Genomic DNA, 20,298 nt, shown 5'->3' with positions numbered 1-20,298 from the left:
ATTTTCTTTCCCTCCCCGTCGCTCTTCCTATCTCCCACGTCCCCGGCGCCCGCCGGGCTGGTCGCTCGACCCGATCCGACCCCGCCGCCCGGCCACCGGCCGATCGGCGGGGCCGGCGGGTCGGGCCGCCATGGCATGCTCGAACACGTGACCGTACGCGCCGCCAGCTCCGTCCTCGTCGGGCGTCACCGCGAGACCGCCGCGCTACGGGACGCGCTGGGCCGGGCACGGGCCGGTGAGCCGACCACCGTGCTGGTCGGCGGCGAGGCGGGCGTGGGTAAGACCCGGCTGTTGGAGGAGTTCGCCGGCTGGGCCACCGACGGCGCGGCGCGGGTGCTCGTCGGCCAGTGCCTGGAGCTGGGGGAGGCGGGTCTGCCGTTCGCCCCGTTCGCCGCCGCGTTGCGCGCGGTGCTCCGCGCCGACGGCCCCGAGGTCTTCGCCGGCTACGAGGCGGAGTTCGCCCCCCTCCTGCCGGAGCTGGGCCGCGCCTCCGCGACGCTGGCCGGCCCGCGTGCCGTCGCCCTCAGCGACGCCCCGCGCGGCTACCTGTTCGACCTGGTCGCCGAGCTGTTCCAGCGGCTGGCCGATGCCCGCCCGCTGGTCCTGATCATCGAGGACCTGCACTGGGCCGACCGCTCCACCCGCGACCTCATCGGCTTCCTCGTCCGGGCGGCGAGGCCGGGCCGACTACTGCTGGTCTGCACCTACCGCACCGACGAGTTGCAGCGTGGGCATCCGCTGCGCCCGTTCCTCGCCGAGCTGGATCGGGCCCGTGGGGTGGAGCGGGTCGAGCTGGGCCGCCTGGACCGCGACGGCACCGCCGCGATCCTCGCCGACCTGCTCGGCGCCGAGCCGCTCGCCCGTGCCGTCGACGATGTCCACGAGCGCACCCAGGGCAACCCCTTCTTCATCGAGGAGTTGGCCGTCGCCGGCGACCCGATCGGCTGCGCGGCCCTCCCCGAGACACTGCGTGACCTGCTGCTGGCCCGGGTGGACCGGCTTCCCGAGCCGGCCCAGCGGGTGTTGCGGATCGCAGCCGCCGGCGGCACCCGTTTCGCCCACGACCTGCTCGCCGAGGTCGCCGGGCTGCCCGATGCCGAGCTGGAGGACGCGTTGCGCGCCGCCGTCGCCGCCCAGCTGGTGGTGGCCGACCCGGACGGCGACTACGAGTTCCGACACGCGCTGGTCCGCGAGGCCGTGCACGACGAGCTGCTGCCCGGTGAACACGCCCGGCTGCACGCCCGCTTCGCCGCCGCCATCGAGGCCCAGCCGCACCTGGTCGCCGCCGGCCGGGCCCCGGCCGAGATCGCCCACCACTGGCACGCCGCGCACGACCACCCGCGTGCCCTCGTCGCCGCACGAGCCGCCGCGTGCGCGGCCGCCGACCGGTACGCGTACGCCGAGCAGCGCCGACTGCTGGAGCGGGCGCTGGAGTTGTGGGAACTGGTGCCGGACGCCGCCGACCTGCTCGGCATGGATCACCTGGCGTTGCTGGAGCAGACCATGGACGCCGCGGTGACCGCCGGCGACTTCAGTCGGGCCATCACCCTGACCCGGGCCGGGCTGGCCGAGGTGGACGCCGACGCCGCGCCGCTGCGCGCCGCCCGTCTGCTGGACCAGCGCGGTCGACTGCTGGCCCTGCTCGGCAAGAGTGACGGCAGCCGTGAGCTGGACGAGGCGTACCGGCTGGCTGCCGGTGGCCCGCCCGGCGCGGAGCGGGTCCGGCTGCTCGCCGACATCGCCACCCACCTGGTCAAGATCGACCCGCAGAAGGCGGCCCGGGTGGCAGCCGAGGCCGCCACTGACGCCGAGGCGCTCGGCGAACACGTGGCCCTGCTGTCGACGCGGATCGCGCTGCTCTGTCACGGTGAGCGGGACCTGACCGGCGGGTTGGCCGAGTTGGGCCAGGCCGCCGCCGCTGCCCGTGCGGCGGGGGACGCGCCGACTCTGGTGCTCGCCCTGGTGTTCGAGTCGGACATGCTCTGCGAGTTGGGCCGCTACGCCGAGTCCGCGCAGGCCGCCGAGGCTGGTGTGGCCGAGGCGCGACGGGTGGGGATCAGCCGCTCCACCGGGGCGTACCTGCTCTCCAACCGGGCCGAGGCGCTCATCGCGCTGGGTCGGTGGGACGAGGCCGAGGCGGTCTGCGCGGAGGCCGCCCGGATCGACCTGTCCGGCGTCACCGGACTGCACTGGCTCCAGCTGGGCGCCGGGCTGCGGCTGGCCCGCGCCCATCCGGGCGCCGACGAGCTGGTGGACCGGGCGCTCACCTTCCTCAACCGGCCGTACCTGTGGCCGAACCACAGACTGCCCCTGCACGAGCTGGCGATCGAGGCGGCGCTGGCCGCGGACGACAAGGTCGAGGCGGTACGGGCGGCCCGCGTCGCGGTGGCCGACGGAAGCCTGCCGCAACTGCCCCGGGAGGGTTGGCCGGTGCTCAGCGCCGCCGCGCGTACCGCGGCCCGCGTGGGTGACCGGGAGTTGGCCGCCACCGTGGCGGCGCTCGCCGCCGACCTGCCGGCGCGGCACCCGGCGGCCCGTGCGCACGCCGCCCAGGTCACCGCGCTGCTCGCGGTCGGCGACCAGGCGCTGCCGGCGTGGCGTGCGGCGGTCGACGCGTGGCGGGCCGACGGGCAGCCCTACCCGCTGGGCCGGGCGCTGCTGGCGTTGGCCGAGACGACCGCGGCAGCCGGGGAACGCGACGAGACGGCGGCGGCGGTCACCGAGGCCACCGAGATCGGCAGGCGACTGGGTGCCGCGCCGCTGGTCGAGGCGGCCGCCACCCTGGCGCGGCGGGTCGGCCTGCGTGGTGCGCCCGGAGGTAAGGCCGGCGCGGATCTGCTGACTGCCCGGGAGCGGGAGGTGCTGCGGTTGGTAGCGGAGGGGCACAGCAACAGCCGGATCGCCGAGCGGTTGTTCATCTCGCCGAAGACGGCAAGCGTGCACGTCTCCCGGATCATCGCGAAGCTGGGCGTGACCAACCGGGTGGAGGCCGCCGCGCTGGCCCACCGCCTCGGCCTGCTCACCGAGACCACCGCGCCGAGCTGACGCGCGCGCACCGAGGTCGCCGCGCTGACGCGCGCATCGGGACCGCCGCGCATCGAGGCTGCCGCGCTGACGCGCGCACCGGAACCGCCGCGCCGCGCATCGAGGCTGCCGCGCTGACGCGTACCGCCAAGATCAGCGCGGCAGGTAGATGCGCCAACCCTCGACGGTGACCAGGTCGAGACTGCCCGGCGTGACTCGCTGCCGCTCGTCGAGCACCTCCGCGAGGGGCGACCCGGCCGGCGCGACCCACGCCGGTGCCGCCGCGCTGTCCACCTCCCGGCGGTACACGGGGTAACGGTCGAACCCGGGGCGCAGGGTGTCGTCGACGACGGCGCAGACCACCTGCTCCGCGCTGGCGAAGGTAAGCCGGTTGCAGGTCCAGTAGCCGGCCCGCACGTGTCGTACGCCGAGCTGACGCAGGGTGCTCACCAACTCGGTGTGTCGGGCCTCGGCGGCCCGGGTGGCCGGGACGGTCTGCGTTGCCCGCCAGGTGGCGTGGGCGGCGGTGCCCAGCGTGGCGGCGAGCACCACCACAGCGACCGACCGGGCCAGGGTCGACCCGACGCCGTGCCGGCCGGTCGCCTCCGGACGCAGCCCGCGCCGGGCCACCGTCCACACCGGCCAGAGCAGCGCCGGCAGGGAGATGAGCAGGCAGGACAGATAGCGGGAACTCTCCACCGGGGTGAGCCCGGCGGAGCTGCTCACTGTGTACGCGCCGAGGGTGGCCACCGTGGCCAGCACCAGCGCCAGCCGGACCGCCGCCGCCACCCGAGGCGACGCCGCGCCGGGGGCCACAGCGGCCGGGTCGGGGGTGCGCAGGGCCCGCCAGGCGGTGGCGGCGGCGATGGCCAGCAGCACCGGCAGGGCGAGCGCCCACCACAGTTGCCAGGTGGCGCACTGCCCGGGGGCGCAGAAGCCCATCCCCAGCGCGGGGCCGAGGACCAGGCCGCCGTGCAGCCGGTCCGGCCAGCCCGCGCTGGCGTTCGCGCCGCTGGCCGCGAGCACTGCGTGCAGCGGGTTGCGCCCGGTCAGCAGGCTGTGCAGCAGCAGCGGGGCCGCCCCCAGCACCGCCGCCGCCCCGAGCAGCGCTCCGGCGGCACCCCGCAGCTCCCGGCGGCAGAACCCGACGAGCACGGCGCCGGTCGCCGCGACGTACGGCAGCACGAGCGGGTCGACCCAGAGCATCAGCCCGGCCAGGAACCCCCACGTCACCCAGCCCGCCAACCGCCAGCCGGGGCGCCCGGTGCCGTTCGTCAGCCCGTGGGATCGCGCGGCGTCGGCCGTTCGCCGCCCCGGCCGACCGGTGGCCAAGTCCACGGCGAGCAGGGCCAACGCCGCCCCTGCCGCGTTCATCTCGGGGTAGCCGCCGCCGGCGATCAGCTGGTTCTTGACGATCCGGTCGGAGCCGAGGGCCAGCAGCGCCACCATCAGCAGCCCGAACCACCGGTCCCCGGTCAGCCGCAGCGTCAACCGCCAGGCCAGCAGCAGGAACAGCGCGTACAGCGCCAGCGTGGGCAGCCGCAGACCGAGCAGCGACGGCCCACCGGCCAGGGCGAACACCGGCGCGGCAAGGTACGCCTCCAGCGTGCCCATGTACTGCTGGCCGTAGAACCAGACCGGGAAGTCCTCGCCCCGGGCGATGTGCAGCGCGGCCAGCCCCATGGTGGCCTCGTCGCTGTTCGTCGACGGCGCGGCCTGCACCAGCAGCCAGAGCCGGTAACCCACCCCGGCGAGCACTGCCAACCCGGCGAGCCAACCGACCAGGCCGGGACGTGCGCCGGGTCGCGGGCGAGGCGAGCCCGCGCCGCGCGGCTGCTCGCGTACGCCGACGGTCATCACAGGATCATGACACTCGGACGCCGAACGGCCGGGCGGCGCTGCCGGCGGAGTCAGCTGACGGTGGCGACCGAGGCGGCGGCGCGGGCGTCGATGGCCTGCTGGTAGAGCCGACCGGCCCGGTACGACGAACGCACAAGCGGCCCGCTCATCACCCCGGCGAAGCCAATCTCCTCGGCCTCCTCGCGCAGCTCCACGAACTCCTCCGGCTTGACCCAGCGGGTCACCGGGTGGTGCCGGGGCGAGGGGCGCAGGTACTGCGTGATGGTGATCAGCTCGCAGCCGGCGTCGTGCAGGTCGCGCAGCGCCTGCGAGACCTCGGCCCGCTCCTCGCCCATGCCGAGGATGAGGTTGCTCTTGGTGACCAGACCGTCGGCGCGGGCCTGCCGGATCACGTCCAGCGAGCGGTCGTAGCGGAACGCCGGCCGGATGCGCTTGAAGATGCGCGGCACGGTCTCCACGTTGTGGGCCAGCACCTCCGGGCGGGAACCGAAGACCTCGGCCAACTGCTCGGGAACGGCGTTGAAATCGGGAATCAGCAGCTCGACGCCGCAGCCGGGCTGCAGGGCGTGGATCTGTCGGACGGTCTCGGCGTACAGCCAGGCACCGCCGTCGGGCAGGTCGTCACGGGCGACACCGGTGATGGTGGCGTAGCGCAGCCCCATCGAGACGACCGACTCGGCGACCCGGCGCGGCTCGTCGGCGTCGAACTCGGCCGGCTTGCCGGTGTCGATCTGGCAGAAGTCGCAGCGCCGGGTGCACTGGTCACCGCCGATGAGGAAGGTGGCCTCCCGGTCCTCCCAACACTCGTAGATGTTGGGGCAGCCGGCCTCCTGGCAGACGGTGTGCAGCCCTTCGCGCGAGACGAGCCCGCGCAGCTGGGTGTACTCCGGGCCCATCTTGGCCTTGACCTTGATCCATGGCGGTTTGCGCTCGATCGGCGTCTCGGCGTTGCGCGCCTCGATCCGCAGCAGACGCCGCCCCTCGGGGGCCGCCGTTGCGGTGCGCGCTGCCTGGCCGGTCGTCGGCGCGGAGTGCTCGATCGTCACGAAAATGAGCCTACGCCGGACGGCAGGTGTCTATGTGCGTCAGGCGACCGGCGTCACGCCCCAAACGTTGTGACGCCGGACACCGGGGTGTCGAAAATGTGCGTCACACGAGCGGGATTCGGGTGCTACGGTCACCGCCAACAGCGACGACGGAGCCGAGTAGCCCCCGACCCGCCAGTGCAGAGAGCCGCCGGTGCTGAGAGGCGGTCTGGCACCGGGGCGCGAAGACCCTCCTGAGCTGCGGGAAGAACGGCCGCGGTCACCCGCGCCCAGTAGAGCCCGCCCGGCTGGCCCCGGTCATCAGGCGACGAAAGAGGCCCCCGCTTCGGCGGGGGTGAAGGTGTGGTGGCACCGCGAGGTTCCCGCTCGCCCACACCTCCCTGGGGCTGATGCGACGCTTCGCCACCCCAGGGCGGCGACGGCGTGGCGATCGACCGAGGAGCAGTCCGCCATGCAACGAACCCTGTCCCAGCACCTGCCCGCCAGGATCGGCACGACAGTGCGGATCGCCGGCTGGGTGCACCGCCGCCGACTGCTCAAGTCGGTGGCCTTCCTGATCGTGCGGGACGCCACCGGCCTGGCCCAGGTGGTCGTCACCGACCCGGCCGTCCGCGCCGAGCTGGAGAAACTCACCGAGGAGACGGTCGTCGAGGTCACCGCGACGGCGACCGCGAACGACACAGCGCCCGCCGGGGTCGAGCTGACCGACCCGACGGTACGTCCACTCGGGCCGCCCGCCGCGCCGCCACCGTTCGACCTGTACCGGCCGGCGCTCACCGCGAGCCTGCCCACCCAGCTGGACAACGCGCCCACCGCGCTGCGGCACCCCACCCGGTCGGCCGCGCTGCGGATCTCGGCGGCGGCGGTGGCCGGCTTCCGGGCCGCACTCGACGCCCACGACTTCGTGGAGATCCACACACCGAAGGTGGTCAGCTCCAGCACCGAGAGTGGGGCGAACGTGTTCGCGCTGGACTGGTTCGGCCGGCCCGCGTACCTGGCCCAGTCACCGCAGTTCTACAAGCAGCTGATGGTCGGCGTCTTCGAACGCGTCTACGAGGTGGGGCCGGTCTTCCGGGCCGAGCCGCACGACACCGTCCGGCACCTCGCCCAGTACACGTCGCTCGACGCGGAGCTGGGCTTCATCGCCGACCACTCCGACGTGATGCGGGTGCTGCGCGACACAGTGGCCGGGATGCTGGACGCGGTCAGCGGGCGGGCCGGCGCCGCCCTGGCGACGCTCGGCGTCACGCCGCCGCAGGTGCCGGCGCAGATCCCGGCGGTGCACTTCACCGAGGCGCTGATGATCGCCGGTGCGCCCGCCGACGAGCCGGACCTAGCGCCCGCCCACGAGCGGGCACTGGGCGAGTGGGCAGTGCGCGAACACGGGTCGGACTTCCTCTTCGTCACCGGCTACCCGATGGCGAAGCGGCCCTTCTACACCCACCCGGACCCGGCGCTGCCCGCGTACTCGAACGGTTTTGACCTGCTCTTTCGTGGTCTGGAGCTGGTCACCGGCGGGCAGCGGCTGCACCGGCACGCCGACTACCTGGCGGCGTTGGCGGCCCGGGGGGAGCCGGTCGAGCCGTACGCCGGCTACCTGGACGCGTTCCGGCACGGCATGCCACCGCACGGTGGCTTCGCCATCGGCCTGGAACGGTTCGTGGCCCGGCTGGTCGGCGCGGCCAACATCCGGGAGGTCACCGCGTTCCCGCGCGACCTGCACCGCCTGACTCCGTAGGGGGGCGCCCTGCCGGCCCACTCGATCGGTGGAGCGGGCCGGCGGGGGCTCAGGCGGGGCCGAGCAGGTCCCAGAGATTGCCGGCGATGTCCCGAAAGACGGCGACCAGGCCGTACGGTTCGGTGCGCGGCGGCTTGACGAACTCGACGTGCTTCTCGACCATCCGGCGGTAGGTGGCGTCGAAGTCGTCGACCTGGAGGAAGAACCCGACCCGGCCGTGGGTCTGGTCGCCCACCGCCGCCTCCTGTCGCTGGCCGTCAGCGCGAGCCAGCAGCAACCCGGTGCCGCCGCCCGGCGGACGGACCACCACCCAGCGTTTCGGCCGCCCGTCGTTGGTCAGCGACGGGGAGTCCTCGGCCAGCTCGAAGCCGAGTACGTCGGTGAAGAAGGCGATGGCCGGGTCGTACTCGGCGACGACGACGGTGACGAGATCGATCTGCACCGACCGAGGGTAGGCCGACCGTCGGTCATTCCGGACGCGCGGCCCCGCCTCAGACCGTGACGAGGGTCGACAGCCGGCGCTCGACCACCGGCAGCACGTCGGCGACGCTGATCGGGCGGCCCAGCTCGGCGGTGAGCGAGGTGACGCCCGCGTCCCGGATGCCGCACGGCACGATCCGGTCGAAGTACGTCAGGTCGCAGTCGCAGTTGATCGAGAAGCCGTGCAGGGTGACGCCGCGGGCCACCCGGATGCCGATGGCCGCCACCTTGCGGGCCGGCCCTCGGTCGTCCTCGGGCACCCAGACCCCGCTGCGCCCCTCGACCCGACCGGCGGTCAGCCCGAACTCGGCGCACACGTCGATGAGCAGCTCTTCGGTTCGGCGCACGTAGGCGACCACGTCCACCGGGTCGGGCAGGCGCAGGATCGGGTAACCGACGAGCTGCCCCGGCCCATGCCAGGTGATCTTGCCGCCCCGGTCCACGTCGACGACGGGAGTGCCGTCCATGGGCCGGTCCCACGGTTCGGTGCGCTTGCCCGCGGTGTAGACGCTCGGATGCTCCAACAGGAGCACGGTGTCGCCGCGCTCGCCAGCCACCACCGACTCGTGCAGGCGCCGCTGCTCGTCCCAGGCGGCCTGGTAGTCGAGCAGGCCGGCACGGACGGCCGTCAGGCCGGGGGTCGTCGTTGTCACGGCATCCAGCCTAGTCCCGCCATGGGCGATCTTCCCTGGTGAGCCGCCTCACCGGGGAAGATCACCACCGCTGCCGCTGTGGGGCTGCGGACCGTTGGGTGACCGCGTCCGCCCGGCCCGGCCGTTCGACGTCATGCCGCAGCCGCGCCGCTCGCAACGCCACGGCGACGCAGGCGGCGGACGGCGAGGGCGACGGCGAGCAGCGTCGGCACGGCCAGCGCGAGATAGAACCAGAGCGGGGCGGCGAACGGCGACGGCCGCCGATCCGGCCCACCGAACGCGGCCCGAGCCAGCAGTTCGCCCGGCACCGCCAGGTCGGTCGACCCGGGCGGTCCAGTCACCAGGACCTCCCGGCCGCCGCCGGGCGACAACGCGGCGAGGACGGCCTGCCGGTCTTCGTCGTCGTCCGCCTCGATCGCCTGCTTCACCACCGGGTCGCTCCCGCGCCAACCGACGATCTGCGTGGTCGACGCGGAGACCGGCAGTGGTTGGCCCACGGCCCGACCGGTGGCGGCGTCCAGGAACTCGATCCGCCAGGTGCGTGCCGCCGTCTGGTCGACCGTGCAGCCAAGGCCGGCGCAGCCGTCGAAGGCGAGCAACGCGATCCGCCGGCCGTCCGGCTGCCAGGCGGCCGGCCCGGCCAGCATCCGCCGATCGCCCAGCTCGACCTGCCAGCGAGGACTGCCGTTCGTCGGGTCGACGACCACCAGCCGTTGTCGTTCGGCGAGCATCGCTGCCACGTCCGGTGAGCCGGCGACAGCCACCAGGTCGCCGCCGGGTGACCAGGCCGCAGCGGCGTGCGCGGCGAAGGTGCCGGCCGCGACCACCTGCTCGGTGCCCCGGTACGGGTCGAGGACGAACAGGTCGTCGGGCTTTTCCGGGTCGTTGAGCTGCTGATTGTCCGGCCCGTAACTGATCACACCGTCGTCGTTGCTGCGGGTGCTCAAGACCCGCTGCCCGTCCGGCGACCAGGCCAACGGCCGCATGCCGGTGTCTGTCACACGGCGCTGCTCGCCGGTGGTGAGGGCCAGCAACTCTCCGGAGGGCCGGAGGTAGTGCCGCCCGTCCGGGGAGAGCAGCCCGTGGTCCTCGGCGACGTGCAGCGGGATCAGTCGGTAACCGCCGTCCCGGCCGATCAGCACCCCTGTCGACTCGAGAAAGCGGGTGCGGCTGGTGAAGAAGACCAGCGCGGCCGGGCCGGTCGGGCGCTGCTCGACGGTGGCCTGCCACAGCCACGGTTGGTGCACCCGGGTCGGCACCGCGCCGCCGGTGCCGTCAGCGGCCGTGCTCGTCCCGGCCGTGCTGATAGCGGCCGCGGCCGTGCTGGCCGGCGCGCTGAGTGCCACAAGCGCAAGCGCGACACCGACCGCAGCCCCACGCCGCACTCGACTGCCCGTGGTTCTCATCGCCCCATTAGAAGCCACGAAGGTCGATCGCGGCGCCCCGGTCGGTCGCGCCGTGCCTACCGATGTTCCCCGGCTGGCCACGTGCCGTGGCTGTCGATGTGCAGTGGCCTACTGGTCGGCCTGCGGGATGCGCCAGAGCCAGACGTCGTCGACCCGTTGCGGCTCGCCGAACAGGGCGGTGGCGGTACGCCGCAGGGCCTCCTCGTCAACCTCGAACTTCGCGCCGTGCACCTGGTCGGCGAGCACCACCGTCTCGATGCGCCAGTGCCGCAGGTCGGACCGGACCTCCCGGATCGACCCGTCGGTGATGATGGGGACCAGCCCGGTACGGCCGGCCTGGTCCATCAAGGCGCTCAGCGTGCGCGGCACCGGGCCGATCCGGCCCCGCCCGTCCGGCCCGCCGGGGCCGAGGAAGAAGCCGCCCGGGATCTCGAACTCGCCCTGCCGGTGCGACAACGCGTACGCCTGCCACCGTTGGCCGTCCGGGTAGATGTCCACGGTCAGCGGCACCGGGGTCAGCACCCCGTCGGGTGAGACGTAGTCCCGCCACGTGCCGGAGGTGATGAACCGCGGGATCGGCTCCCGTTCGTCGGTCAGCAGCGGGGTGGGCAGCAGCGGCACCAGGGCCACCGCGAAGCCCAGCAGCCAGGCCACCTCCGTGGTGCGGTGTCGGGGTGGCGCGGCGCGTAACTGGTTGACGACGTACGCCAGCAACAGCCCGATCACGGGCGCGACGACAAGCGCCAGCCGGGCCGGAAGCGCGGCGTTCACCACCGGAAATTGTCCGACCAGGTCGAACGGCATGGGGACGTCGGTGCGTCGGCCGTCGACCTTGGCGACCGGCCCGAAGGAGAGCACCGTGAAGATCAGCGCGAGGGCGCCCAGCGCCCAGAGGGTGGCGCGGCGGTGCGGGTCGGCCCGCCGCCAGAGCGCGACGAAACAGACAACTGTGAGCACCAGCAGCGGGATGCCGAAGAACGAGTTCTCCTCGGTCGGGTTCGGTGCCAGCGAGGTGCCCAACCCGGCCTCGCCGGCCAGCGAGCGGCGCGGGAAGGCGGCGAACGCCGCGATGTCCTCGGAGTGGATCACCGGGTCGAAGCCGGTGCCGTGGAACCGTTGTGGCCCGGCGAAGTGCAACCACAAGGGGTACGACAGCAGCACGCCGGCGACCACGGCGGTCACTCCGAGCCCGCGCAGGAAGGTGGGCAGCGCCGCGCGTGCCTCCACCCGGTTGGCCGGGTGCAGCGCCCAGATGGCGACGAACACCCCCAGCGCCAGAGCGGTGAAGAAGAGCCCCTCGGCGGCGATCGAGAAGGCCACCGCGACCAGCACACCGAGGATCACCCCGTCGCGCAGCCAGTGCCCCGGGCGGCGCAGCGCGAACAGCCGCCAGATAAGCAGCGGCACCAGCCAGCCGGCGGTCCAGTTCAGGTGCGCGTTGGCGTGCGACACCATGCCGGGGGAGTAGGCGATGAACAGCGCGCCGATCCCGGCGGCCAGCCGGCTGCGCACCAGGTGCCGGGAGAGCAGCCAGTACCAGACCAGCGCGGTGGCGAGCAGGTTCAGGGTGAGGATCACCAGGAACGTCGCCGGTGGCCCGATCAGGTACGTGAGCGGGGCGAAGACCACCGCGTACACCGTGATCGAGGTGTTGACCGCGAGGTTCACGCCGTCCGGGACGTTGATCAGGTAGGTGAAGAGCGGGTTGTCCCCGTGGGTGACCGCGTGCCCGCCGAAGGCCAGCAGCCACTCGAAGAGCGCCTGGTCGCTGGAGTTCACTGTGATCGTCCGGGTGTTCGGGTCCCGCCACAGCCCACTTGTCACCCAGACGGCGAGCGCGAGCGCCACCAGCACGACGATCAGGTCGGCCCGGCGGTCCCGGACGGTGCGCGGCGATGACGCGGGTGCGGGCCCGGTGGCCAGCGACGGGGAGGACGGCACGCAGCGGACGTTACCAACCGGACCTGGACGGGCCGGTCAGACCTGCAAGGAGGGGACCGTTGGGGACGGATTACGCCCGCCACGTCGACGGTCTGGGGTACACAGCGTCCGTGGTGAATGTGTGAGCGTGCCCCATGTCATAGCGGCGACACGTCGTCGTAACGTCTCGGCAACTCGACAGTGACCCAGTTCACAGTCCGCCCCTCCAGGAGGCCGCCGTGCGCCGCTCCTCGTCCACCCTCACCCGGCTGCTCGGTGCGGTCGCCGGGCTTGCCCTCGCCGTCGCGGGCGCGGTCGCCATCGCCGCACCCGCCCAGGCCGCCACCCTGACCCAGGTCACCGGGTTCGGCTCCAACCCCGGCAACCTCGCCATGTACGCCTACCGGCCGGACGGCCTACCGGCCAACTCCCCGGCCGTCGTCCTGCTGCACGGTTGCACCCAGAACGCCTCCGGCTACTTCGCCAACTCCGGCTGGCAGAAGTACGCCGACCAGTGGAAGTTCGCCCTGATCGTCGCCCAGCAGCCCAGTGGCAACAACGCCAACTCCTGCTTCAACTTCTTCGAGGCGGGGGACACCACCCGGGGCCAGGGCGAGGCGCTGTCGATCAAGCAGATGGTCGACCACGCCAAGACGAACTTCGGCGTGAACGGCTCGCGGGTCTACGTCAGCGGGCTCTCCGCGGGCGGGGCGATGAGCGCGGTCATGCTGGCCACCTACCCGGACGTCTTCGCCGCCGGATCGATCATCGCGGGGATCCCGTACCGCTGCGCCACCAGCATGGTCAACGCGTTCAGCTGCATGAACCCGGGCGCGGACAAGACCCCGGCCGCCTGGGGTGACCTGGTCCGTGGCGCGTACTCCGGCTACACCGGCCCGCGCCCCCGGGTGGCGATCTGGCACGGCACCTCGGACACCACCGTCACCCCGCTCAACGGCACCGAGTCCCGCGACCAGTGGACCAACGTGCGGGGCGTGTCGCAGACCCCGACCAGCACCTCGTCGCTGCCCGGCAACACCAGCCTGGAGGTGTACGGCAACGACGACGTACGCCTCTACCGGATCTCCGGGATGGGCCACGGCACCCCCGTCGACCCCGGCTCGGCGGCCGAGCAGTGCGGCACCGCTGGCGCGTACTTCCTGGACACCATCTGCTCGACGTACCGTGACGCGCTCTTCTTCGGTCTGAACGGCGGCGGAACCAACCCGACCCCGACCCCGACGGCCACCCCCACGCCCACCGCCACTCCCACGCCGACCCCGACGGCCACCCCCACCACGCCGCCGACCTGCGTGACGGCCAGCAACTACGCGCACGTGACGGCCGGTCGGGCCTACCAGTCCGGCGGCTACGCCTACGCCAACGGCTCCAACCAGCGCATGGGCCTCTACAACACCTTCTACACCAGCGCCCTCAAGCAAACCGCCCCCAACTACTGGGTAATCGGCTGCTGAGTCCCCCCGCCCCTGTTGATCAAGAGGTTCGCGAATCTGACGCAAACCTCTTGATCAACAGGGGCGTCAGCGTGGGATCAGGTCAGCCGGGCCAGGACCGGCGCGAGCGGATCCAGCGCGTCGCTGCGGACCACGAACCGGGTCACCCCCCAGCGCCGTTCATGCTCGGCGACCGCCATGATGATCTCGTCCACCGTGCCGATCAGCACGAACGGAGTGGCCAGCAGTTCGGCGACGGTCATGCCGTTGCGCCGGGCCTGTTCCGCGGCGGCAGCCTCCGCGTCGTCGGTGACCACCACCGTCTGCACCAGCGCCTCCAGCGCCGGCTGGTCGGCCCGGCCGGCTGCGCCGGCGGCCACGCAGGCCAGCTGCGCCTCGATCTGGTCGGCCCGCCAGCGCGCCTCATGCTGGTGGCCGTCGGCGAGGGTACGTCCGAACCCGGTCAGCCCGACCACGTCGGCGTGCGCGCCGGCCCAACGCAGCAGCGTCGAGTTCGCCGTCCCCATCGTCAGCGGGATCCGCTCCTGCACCGGCCGGGGATCACGCAGCACCGCCTCGCGCATCGTCAGCTCGGCCGTGTCGACAGTGACCGAGGCGCCGTCGAGCAGGGCGCGGACCGCCTCGGCGACGGCCACGCAACGGCGGACCCGACCGGCCACGTCGGGGCGTTCCCGGCCCACCGCGCGCCACTCCGCCGGGGTGTGACCGGCACCGACACCGAGCCGGGCCCGTCCACCGGAGATCAGATCGAGGGTGGCCACGTCGGCCGCGAGCAGCATCGGTTCCCGTACGCCGAGGTTCGACACGTACGAGCCGAGCCCGATCGTCGAGGTGACCGGGGCGGCGGCGGCCAGCGCAACGAACGGTGACGTCACGTCGCCGGGGTGGTCCGCGGCGAGCAGGGCGTCGAAGCCGGCCGTCTCGGCCCGACGGGCCAGCTCGGCCCAGCTCGCCGCATCGGTCGGGGTGGCCTGGAGGGAGAAGGTCGCCATTGGTCCAGCATCGGCCCACGCCGGCTTACCGACGACCTGTTGACCGCCGATTCTGCCGAGGGCCGAACCATCGGCGTCAGGGGGTCAGGGCTGCTTGGAGGGCTTGGGGGAGGGTGGGGTGCTGGTAGCGGTAGGCGGCTCGGGCCAGGACTCCGGGGAGGACCCGGGTGCTGGTGAGGGCCTCGTGGGCGAAGCCGCCGAGGACCACCTTGAGCGCCAGCGCGGGGATCGGGATGATTGCCGGCCGGTGCAGTTGCCGGGCCAGTTCGCGGGTGAACTCGGCGTTGGTGACCGGGTTCGGCCCCACCACGTTCACCGGGCCGGCGACCTCGTGGTCGAGCAGGAAGCGGGTCGCGTCCAGCCAGTCGGCCATCGAGATCCACGGCAGCCACTGCCGGCCGCTGCCCAACCGGCCGGCGATGCCCAGCTTGAACGGCAGCAGTTGCGGCTTGAGCAGCCCGCCCTCGCGGTGCAACGGCAAACCGGTACGCAGCCTGATTACGCGTACCCCGGCGTCCTCGGCCGGCCGGGTCGCGGCCTCCCACACCCGGCAGACGTCGGCCAGGAAGCCCTCGCCGGCCGGCGCGTCCTCCTCGACCGCCCGGTCGCCAGTGTTGCCGTACCAGCCGACGGCCGATGAGTTGAGCAGCACCCGGGGTCGGTCCGCGGCGGGGAGCCCGGCGGCGGTGGTCGCCAGCGTGGTGGTGCTGTCCACCCGGCTGGTGCGGATCAACCGCCGGTAGTCGTCGTTCCAGCGCTTGTCGCCGACGCCCGCGCCGGCCAGGTTGATCACGGCGTCGGCCTCGGCGACCACGGCCGGGTCGAGCTGGCCGGCGGCCGGGTCCCACCGTCGTTCCTGCGGCCCGCCCGGCGCCCGACGGACCAGCCGGGTGATCTGGTGCCCGTCCGCCGCGAGCCGGTCGGCCAGCCGGGTGCCGAGGAAGCCGGACGCGCCGGCCAGAAGGATCCGCATACCCCCATCTTCGTCCAGAACGCCGCCGACGGATGCGCGGGGCGGCCGACGTCACCGGCTGTGGGACGGACCGGCGAAGAAATCCGCGGGAGCCGCCGTGCGGCGCGGAGAACGCAGGTCAACGGGCCTCCCGGGTGCCGAAAAAGGCTACCGCCTGCTTTCGGTGGCTGGCGCGTTTCCGCAGGTCAGAGCGAACGTGAATGCGCTGTTCGCGATTGCTTCCCGCATCGATCTGACTGACCATGAGCCAACCGAGAGCGCCCCCGGAATGGCGGGGTCGGCTCACAGTGCCCACCGCCGGGCGATCCCTGAGGAGGAACCATGCCGATCCTGGTGAGCGGAGCGACCGGAACCGTCGGAGGCAGCCTGGTCCGGCAACTGGTGGCCGCCGGCCACGACGTACGCGCACTGACCCGCGACCCCGCGTCGCCGGCGGCCGCCGCGCTGCCCAACGGGGTGGAGGTGGTGGCGGGCGACTTCGCCAGGCCCCACACGCTGGCGCCGGCGCTGCGCGGCGTGACGAGCATGCACCTGGTGGCAATGGATGGGTACGGACCACTGACCACCGGTCCGGAGATCCTGGAACTGGCCCGGAAGGCCGGCGTCCGTCGGGTCACCCACCTCGGACACAACGATCCGAGCCGGGCCGACGACGACCCGCTCGAAGCACCGCACCGGCCGCTGCACCGGGCAGTCGAGACCTCGGGTCTGGAGTGGACGCACGTGTTTCCCGGCGAGTTCATGGCGAACACCCGGGACTGGGCGCACGCCATCCGGGCCGAGGGGGTGGTGCGGGCGCCCTTCGGTGACTGGACCAGCGCCCTGGTCCACGAGGCGGACATCGCCGCGGTCATCATGGCGGCGCTCACCGAGGACGGTCACGCCGGCCGGGTGTACCAGCCGACCGGGCCGGAGCCGGTCCGCCGCCGGGACGCGGTCCAGATGATCGGCGAGGCGATCGGCCGTCCGGTGCGGTTCGACGAACTCACCCCGGAGCAGGCCCGGGAGTACTGGAAGGACACCTATCCCGCCGAGGTCATCGAGTGGTTCCTGGAGATGGGCCGGTACCTCGACGGCAACGCCTGGGTCGCCCCGGACGTCGAGCAGGTGACCGGCCGCCCCGGGCGTACGTTCCGGCAGTGGGCCGCCGAGCACGCGGACGACTTCCGGTGACGGCACCCGGGGGTTGGACCGGCCCGGTGGTCAGGCCGCGGGGGCCGGGCGCAGGTCGGCGAGCAGTCGCTCCACCTCGGCGTACGACTCGGCACTGAGCGGGCCCAGCTCCAGGGTGGCCAGGTTCTCGTCGGCCTGGGCCACAGTGCGCAGGCCGGGGATCGGCACGGTACGGGGGCTGCGCGCCAACAGCCAGCCGAGCGCGCCCTGGGCCAGGGTGCGCCCGTCGGCGGTGAGCGCCTCGCGGACCTGGTCGACCCTTGCCGCCCAGCGTGGCGTCGGCCGGCCGTCGGTGAACCACTCCAGCCACTCCGGTGCCCGTCCGCGCACATCGTCCGCCCCGACCGCCCGGGTCGACCCGGTGAGCAGCCCCATCGCCAACGGCCCCCGGTTGAGGCTGGCCAGGTCGTGTGTGTCGCAGACCGCCAGCACCGCCGGGTTGTCGCGCAGCACCGACTCGTCGTGCTGGATCGCGGCGCAGTGCGGGCCGGCGGCCGCGAACGCCTCCGCCGAGGCCGGGTCGTCGGTGCTCCACCCGTACGCCCGGATCTTGCCCTCGTCGACCAGGGCTTCCAGGGTGTCGACCAGGTCGAGCGCGGCGGGCACCGGCAGTGCGTTGATGTGCAGTTGGTAGAGGTCGACGTGGTCGGTGCCGAGCCGGCGGAGCGAGTCTTCCAGGCTGCGCACCGCGAAGGCCGGGCTGGTGTCGGTGCCGAGCGCCCGCCGGGTGCTCTCCTCGCTGACGTTGCCGAACTTGGTGGCGATCACCACGCTGTCCCGCCGCCCGGCCAGGGCCTTTCCGAGGATCCGCTCGCTGTGCCCGGCGCCGTAGTTGCTGGCGGTGTCGAACAGGGTCACCCCGAGATCGAGCGCCCGGTGGATGGTGCGGATCGACTCGTCGTCGTCCACCTCACCCCAGCCGAACGGCTGCCCGTCGTCACCCCAGAGCGGACCGCCGATGGCCCAGCACCCCATTCCGATCGCGCTCACCGTGATGCCGCTGCGTCCCAGCGTCCGTGTCGTCGTCATGGTCACCAGACTCCAACCTGGAGCGCGCTCCAGGTCAAGCACTACCATCTCGCGACATGAGCGGTTACGCCCCCTCGGAGGCCGCCCGCCGCAGCGGCTTCAGCCTGGACACCCTGCGGTACTACGAGAAGATCGGCCTGCTCGCGGACGTGGATCGGACGCCGGGCGGGCAGCGGGTCTTCACCGACGACGACCTTGGCTGGCTGGTGTTGTTCCGCTGCCTGCGCGACACCGGGATGCCGATCGCGCAGATGCGCCGCTACGCACAACTGGCCCGCGAGGGCGAGCACACCGTCGACGAGCGGCGTGAGCTGCTGGGCCACCACGCGGCGCGGGTGGAGGAACAGATGCGCCTGCTCCAACGCCAGTACGACCACCTCCGGGAGAAGATCCGCTTCTACGAGCGGCTGCCCGCTGCCGACCCGGGCCTGGAGGCCGGGCACGGCACCTAGAGGGGCCCGGGCGCGGTCAGGCCGAGCAGGTCCTCGGTCGTCCCGGGTCGGCCGGTCAGCGCGTTCAGTGCGGTGACCAGCCGCTTCTCCTCGTAGCGGAAGTGCGACTCCAGGAGGGCGGCCAACCCGGCCAACTCGGCGCGCACCTGGGCGACCGGCACCGCCGCGTCGCCGCCCAGCAACGCCTCGACCCGTTCCAGGATCCCCGCCACCACCTCGTGATCGGTGATCAGGTTCGCGATGACCGGGCGCAGTTCGGGGGCCTCCTCGGCCAGCAGTTGGAACGCGCCCACGTCCTCGCCTGTGTGGTGTCGTCCGAGCGCGGCACAGAAGGTCAGGCAGTGTGCCCGCAGATCCCGGGACGGGGTGTCGAGGCTTGCCTGTAGTCGGGCCAGTTCCGCGCTGAGCCAGAGGTGGATCTCGATCATCTGATTGCCGACGGCGGCGAGCCGGCCGGCCGGTGAACCGGTTGGGTGCACGTTGGTCCCATGCTGTCCCCGCGCCTCCATGCCCACGGCGGCCTTCGGGCCGGGTGCACTGCGACGCTGCACCGAAGTCTAGGGCCGGACGGTCACGCCCCGAAACCCGGGAAGGCCGGAGTCACGGCGTGGTCGGCTCGTCGGTCTGCCCGACGTCGTGCCAGCGCGCACGCCAGGCGGCCTCGTGGGCTTCGTGGCTGGTCCGCTCCTGAAAGACGGCGGACCGCAACGCGTGCCGGGACTGCGACATGACCATCACCTCCACGGCCACCAGCGCCACACAGATCACGGTCGCCAGGGTGAGCGCGCCCAGCGCTGGCAGGTGCTGGCCGATCGGGAGGGCCGCCGTGAGCGCCACGATGACGCCGACGCGGGTCCACGTGACGGTGTGCAGGGTGCGTAACTGGAAGAGCAGGTTGACGGCGAAATAGCAGATCAGCCCACCGAAGAGCATCGGCACCGCCGGCCCCTCGACCTTCTCGGCGATCCCGCCGGTCGGGTCGGTGATCTTGTGTAGGACCTCCTCGTTGCCGATCGAGAAGAGGATCACCCCGGCGATCATCGGCAGGTAGAGATACGCGTACGCGTCGCGGGCCATCGCCACCCGGGGGGCGCCCTCCGCCGCGTGCAGGGCGATCCGGGCGGCCGGCCCGATGAAGTCGAAGTGCGCCCACCAGAGGGCGGCGGTGACCACGATGCCGAGCGCGGCGGCAGCCACCGCCGGCCAGGTGACCGGCTTGCCGAGCAGGTTGCCACCCACCCCGGTGGAGATGACCGACTCGCCCAGCGCGATGATCAGGATGAGGTCGTAACGCTCGGTCCAGTGTTCGGCGCTGGTCACCCCCCAGCCCCAGGTCCCGACGATGAAGCCGGTGGCGTACTGCACCACCACCACGGTGATCCACAGCCCGTCGCGGACCATGGCGGCCCGGTCGGGCTCGGTGATCTGCGGCGGGATGAGCGCGGCGGCCAGCAGCAGCACGATGCTCACCGCCAGCTCCGGTGCGAACCGCCGCAGTTGCCGCCGTTCCTGCGGGCTGTCCCGCACCACGTGCTGATAGAGGATCATGTGTACGGCCCGGACCACGACGTAGCTGATGGCCACCAGCATCGGGCCGGCTGCGCTCCCCTTCGGGTCACTGAACGCCTGCGGCAGTGCCAGCGCGAACGCGAACAGGGCGACCATCGCGATCACCATCAGCACCGGGACGTAGCCCTCGCCGAGCCGGACCCGGGTGGCGACCAGGCTGTGCACGACCCAGATCCACCAGAGCACGGCAAGCACCAGGGTGGCGTGCAGCAGTTGCCGGCCGGAGATGTTCGCGGCGGTGGCCCGGGTGATGATGAAGAACGAGAAGACGAAGACCAGATCGAAGAAGACCTCGAACTTGTCCACCCGGGCACCGGGGGCGATCGGGACGGCCGGTCCCAGCTGTCCACCGCGCCGGTAGCCGCCCACCATCCCACTCTGGCAGCGTCGGGACCGGTCGGAGGCCCGAACGGCGATGGCGACGGAGCCCGGCGTTACCTCCGGCCCCGGTCGGGGAAGCACCGGGGGCACGGCCTCCCGCAGCGGGCCGGCCGGTCCGCCCCACCCC

Annotated in this window: 16 protein-coding genes; 5 read left to right on the top strand and 11 right to left on the bottom strand. The window is 72.9% G+C overall.

Going from position 1 to position 20,298, the window contains the following annotated elements:
* Positions 1–147 precede the first annotated feature (147 nt).
* Entirely contained in the window at positions 148–3,045 is a 2,898-nt protein-coding gene (locus tag ABZU74_RS15285; protein ID WP_355423341.1) for an AAA family ATPase, read from the top strand.
* Between the two features lie 132 nt (positions 3,046–3,177).
* Here the strand turns inward: ABZU74_RS15285 and ABZU74_RS15280 are convergent, their stop codons facing one another.
* Positions 3,178–4,881 carry a hypothetical protein gene (locus ABZU74_RS15280; protein ID WP_355423338.1) on the bottom strand — a complete coding sequence of 568 codons (1,704 nt, stop codon included), beginning with the start codon at positions 4,879–4,881 and terminating at the stop codon, positions 3,178–3,180.
* Between the two features lie 53 nt (positions 4,882–4,934).
* Entirely contained in the window at positions 4,935–5,930 is a 996-nt protein-coding gene (gene lipA, locus ABZU74_RS15275; protein WP_355423335.1) for a lipoyl synthase, read from the bottom strand.
* A gap of 451 nt (positions 5,931–6,381) precedes the next feature.
* On the opposite strand from lipA, the gene aspS reads away from it, so the two are divergent.
* Positions 6,382–7,668, top strand: coding sequence for an aspartate--tRNA(Asn) ligase (aspS, locus tag ABZU74_RS15270; protein ID WP_355423332.1), 1,287 nt, complete (start codon positions 6,382–6,384; stop codon positions 7,666–7,668).
* A gap of 49 nt (positions 7,669–7,717) precedes the next feature.
* Here aspS and ABZU74_RS15265 read toward each other — a convergent pair whose 3' ends face one another.
* The 4 genes from ABZU74_RS15265 to ABZU74_RS15250 form a co-directional block, all read right to left on the bottom strand.
* Entirely contained in the window at positions 7,718–8,110 is a 393-nt protein-coding gene (locus tag ABZU74_RS15265) for a VOC family protein (protein ID WP_355423329.1), read from the bottom strand.
* Positions 8,111–8,159: 49 nt separating this feature from the next.
* Complete coding sequence (gene lipB, locus ABZU74_RS15260; protein ID WP_354977334.1) at positions 8,160–8,801, bottom strand: lipoyl(octanoyl) transferase LipB; 642 nt, start codon at positions 8,799–8,801, stop codon at positions 8,160–8,162.
* A 131-nt stretch (positions 8,802–8,932) separates the two neighbouring features.
* The gene (locus tag ABZU74_RS15255; RefSeq protein WP_355423326.1) at positions 8,933–10,207 is read right to left on the bottom strand and encodes a hypothetical protein; all 1,275 of its coding nucleotides are present in this window, start codon (positions 10,205–10,207) and stop codon (positions 8,933–8,935) included.
* 108 nt (positions 10,208–10,315) lie between these two features.
* Entirely contained in the window at positions 10,316–12,148 is a 1,833-nt protein-coding gene (locus tag ABZU74_RS15250) for a DUF2079 domain-containing protein (protein ID WP_355423323.1), read from the bottom strand.
* 218 nt (positions 12,149–12,366) lie between these two features.
* On the opposite strand from ABZU74_RS15250, the gene ABZU74_RS15245 reads away from it, so the two are divergent.
* Positions 12,367–13,602, top strand: a complete 1,236-nt coding sequence (locus tag ABZU74_RS15245; RefSeq protein WP_355423320.1) for a PHB depolymerase family esterase — start codon at positions 12,367–12,369, stop codon at positions 13,600–13,602.
* A gap of 77 nt (positions 13,603–13,679) precedes the next feature.
* On the opposite strand, the gene ABZU74_RS15240 is transcribed toward ABZU74_RS15245, so the two are convergent.
* Positions 13,680–14,594: an LLM class flavin-dependent oxidoreductase gene (locus ABZU74_RS15240; protein WP_355423317.1), complete on the bottom strand. Its 915-nt coding sequence runs from the start codon at positions 14,592–14,594 to the stop codon at positions 13,680–13,682.
* Between the two features lie 76 nt (positions 14,595–14,670).
* Positions 14,671–15,567: a TIGR01777 family oxidoreductase gene (locus tag ABZU74_RS15235; protein ID WP_355423315.1), complete on the bottom strand. Its 897-nt coding sequence runs from the start codon at positions 15,565–15,567 to the stop codon at positions 14,671–14,673.
* A 321-nt stretch (positions 15,568–15,888) separates the two neighbouring features.
* On the opposite strand from ABZU74_RS15235, the gene ABZU74_RS15230 reads away from it, so the two are divergent.
* Positions 15,889–16,740 carry an NAD(P)H-binding protein gene (locus tag ABZU74_RS15230; RefSeq protein WP_355423313.1) on the top strand — a complete coding sequence of 284 codons (852 nt, stop codon included), beginning with the start codon at positions 15,889–15,891 and terminating at the stop codon, positions 16,738–16,740.
* A 30-nt stretch (positions 16,741–16,770) separates the two neighbouring features.
* Here the strand turns inward: ABZU74_RS15230 and ABZU74_RS15225 are convergent, their stop codons facing one another.
* Positions 16,771–17,769: an aldo/keto reductase gene (locus tag ABZU74_RS15225; protein ID WP_355423310.1), complete on the bottom strand. Its 999-nt coding sequence runs from the start codon at positions 17,767–17,769 to the stop codon at positions 16,771–16,773.
* Between the two features lie 56 nt (positions 17,770–17,825).
* Between ABZU74_RS15225 and ABZU74_RS15220 the strand changes: the two genes are divergently transcribed.
* On the top strand, positions 17,826–18,221 hold the full coding sequence (locus tag ABZU74_RS15220) for a MerR family transcriptional regulator (RefSeq protein ID WP_355423307.1): 396 nt from the start codon (positions 17,826–17,828) through the stop codon (positions 18,219–18,221).
* On the opposite strand, the gene ABZU74_RS15215 is transcribed toward ABZU74_RS15220, so the two are convergent.
* Together ABZU74_RS15215 and ABZU74_RS15210 are read right to left on the bottom strand one after the other, a co-directional pair.
* A complete protein-coding gene (locus tag ABZU74_RS15215; protein WP_355423304.1) occupies positions 18,218–18,700 on the bottom strand; it encodes a hemerythrin domain-containing protein in 483 nt (160 codons plus the stop codon). The two genes, ABZU74_RS15220 and ABZU74_RS15215, sit on opposite strands and share 4 nt — an antisense overlap.
* Before the next feature lie 121 nt (positions 18,701–18,821).
* Positions 18,822–20,159, bottom strand: a complete 1,338-nt coding sequence (locus ABZU74_RS15210; protein ID WP_355423301.1) for a low temperature requirement protein A — start codon at positions 20,157–20,159, stop codon at positions 18,822–18,824.
* Between the last annotated feature and the right edge of the window lie 139 nt (positions 20,160–20,298).

The organism is Micromonospora sp. NPDC005171 (assembly GCF_040608575.1).
Lineage (GTDB): Bacteria > Actinomycetota > Actinomycetes > Mycobacteriales > Micromonosporaceae > Micromonospora.
Note: the sequence above shows the minus strand (reverse complement) of the source record. Positions and strands in the feature narration are given on the sequence as shown.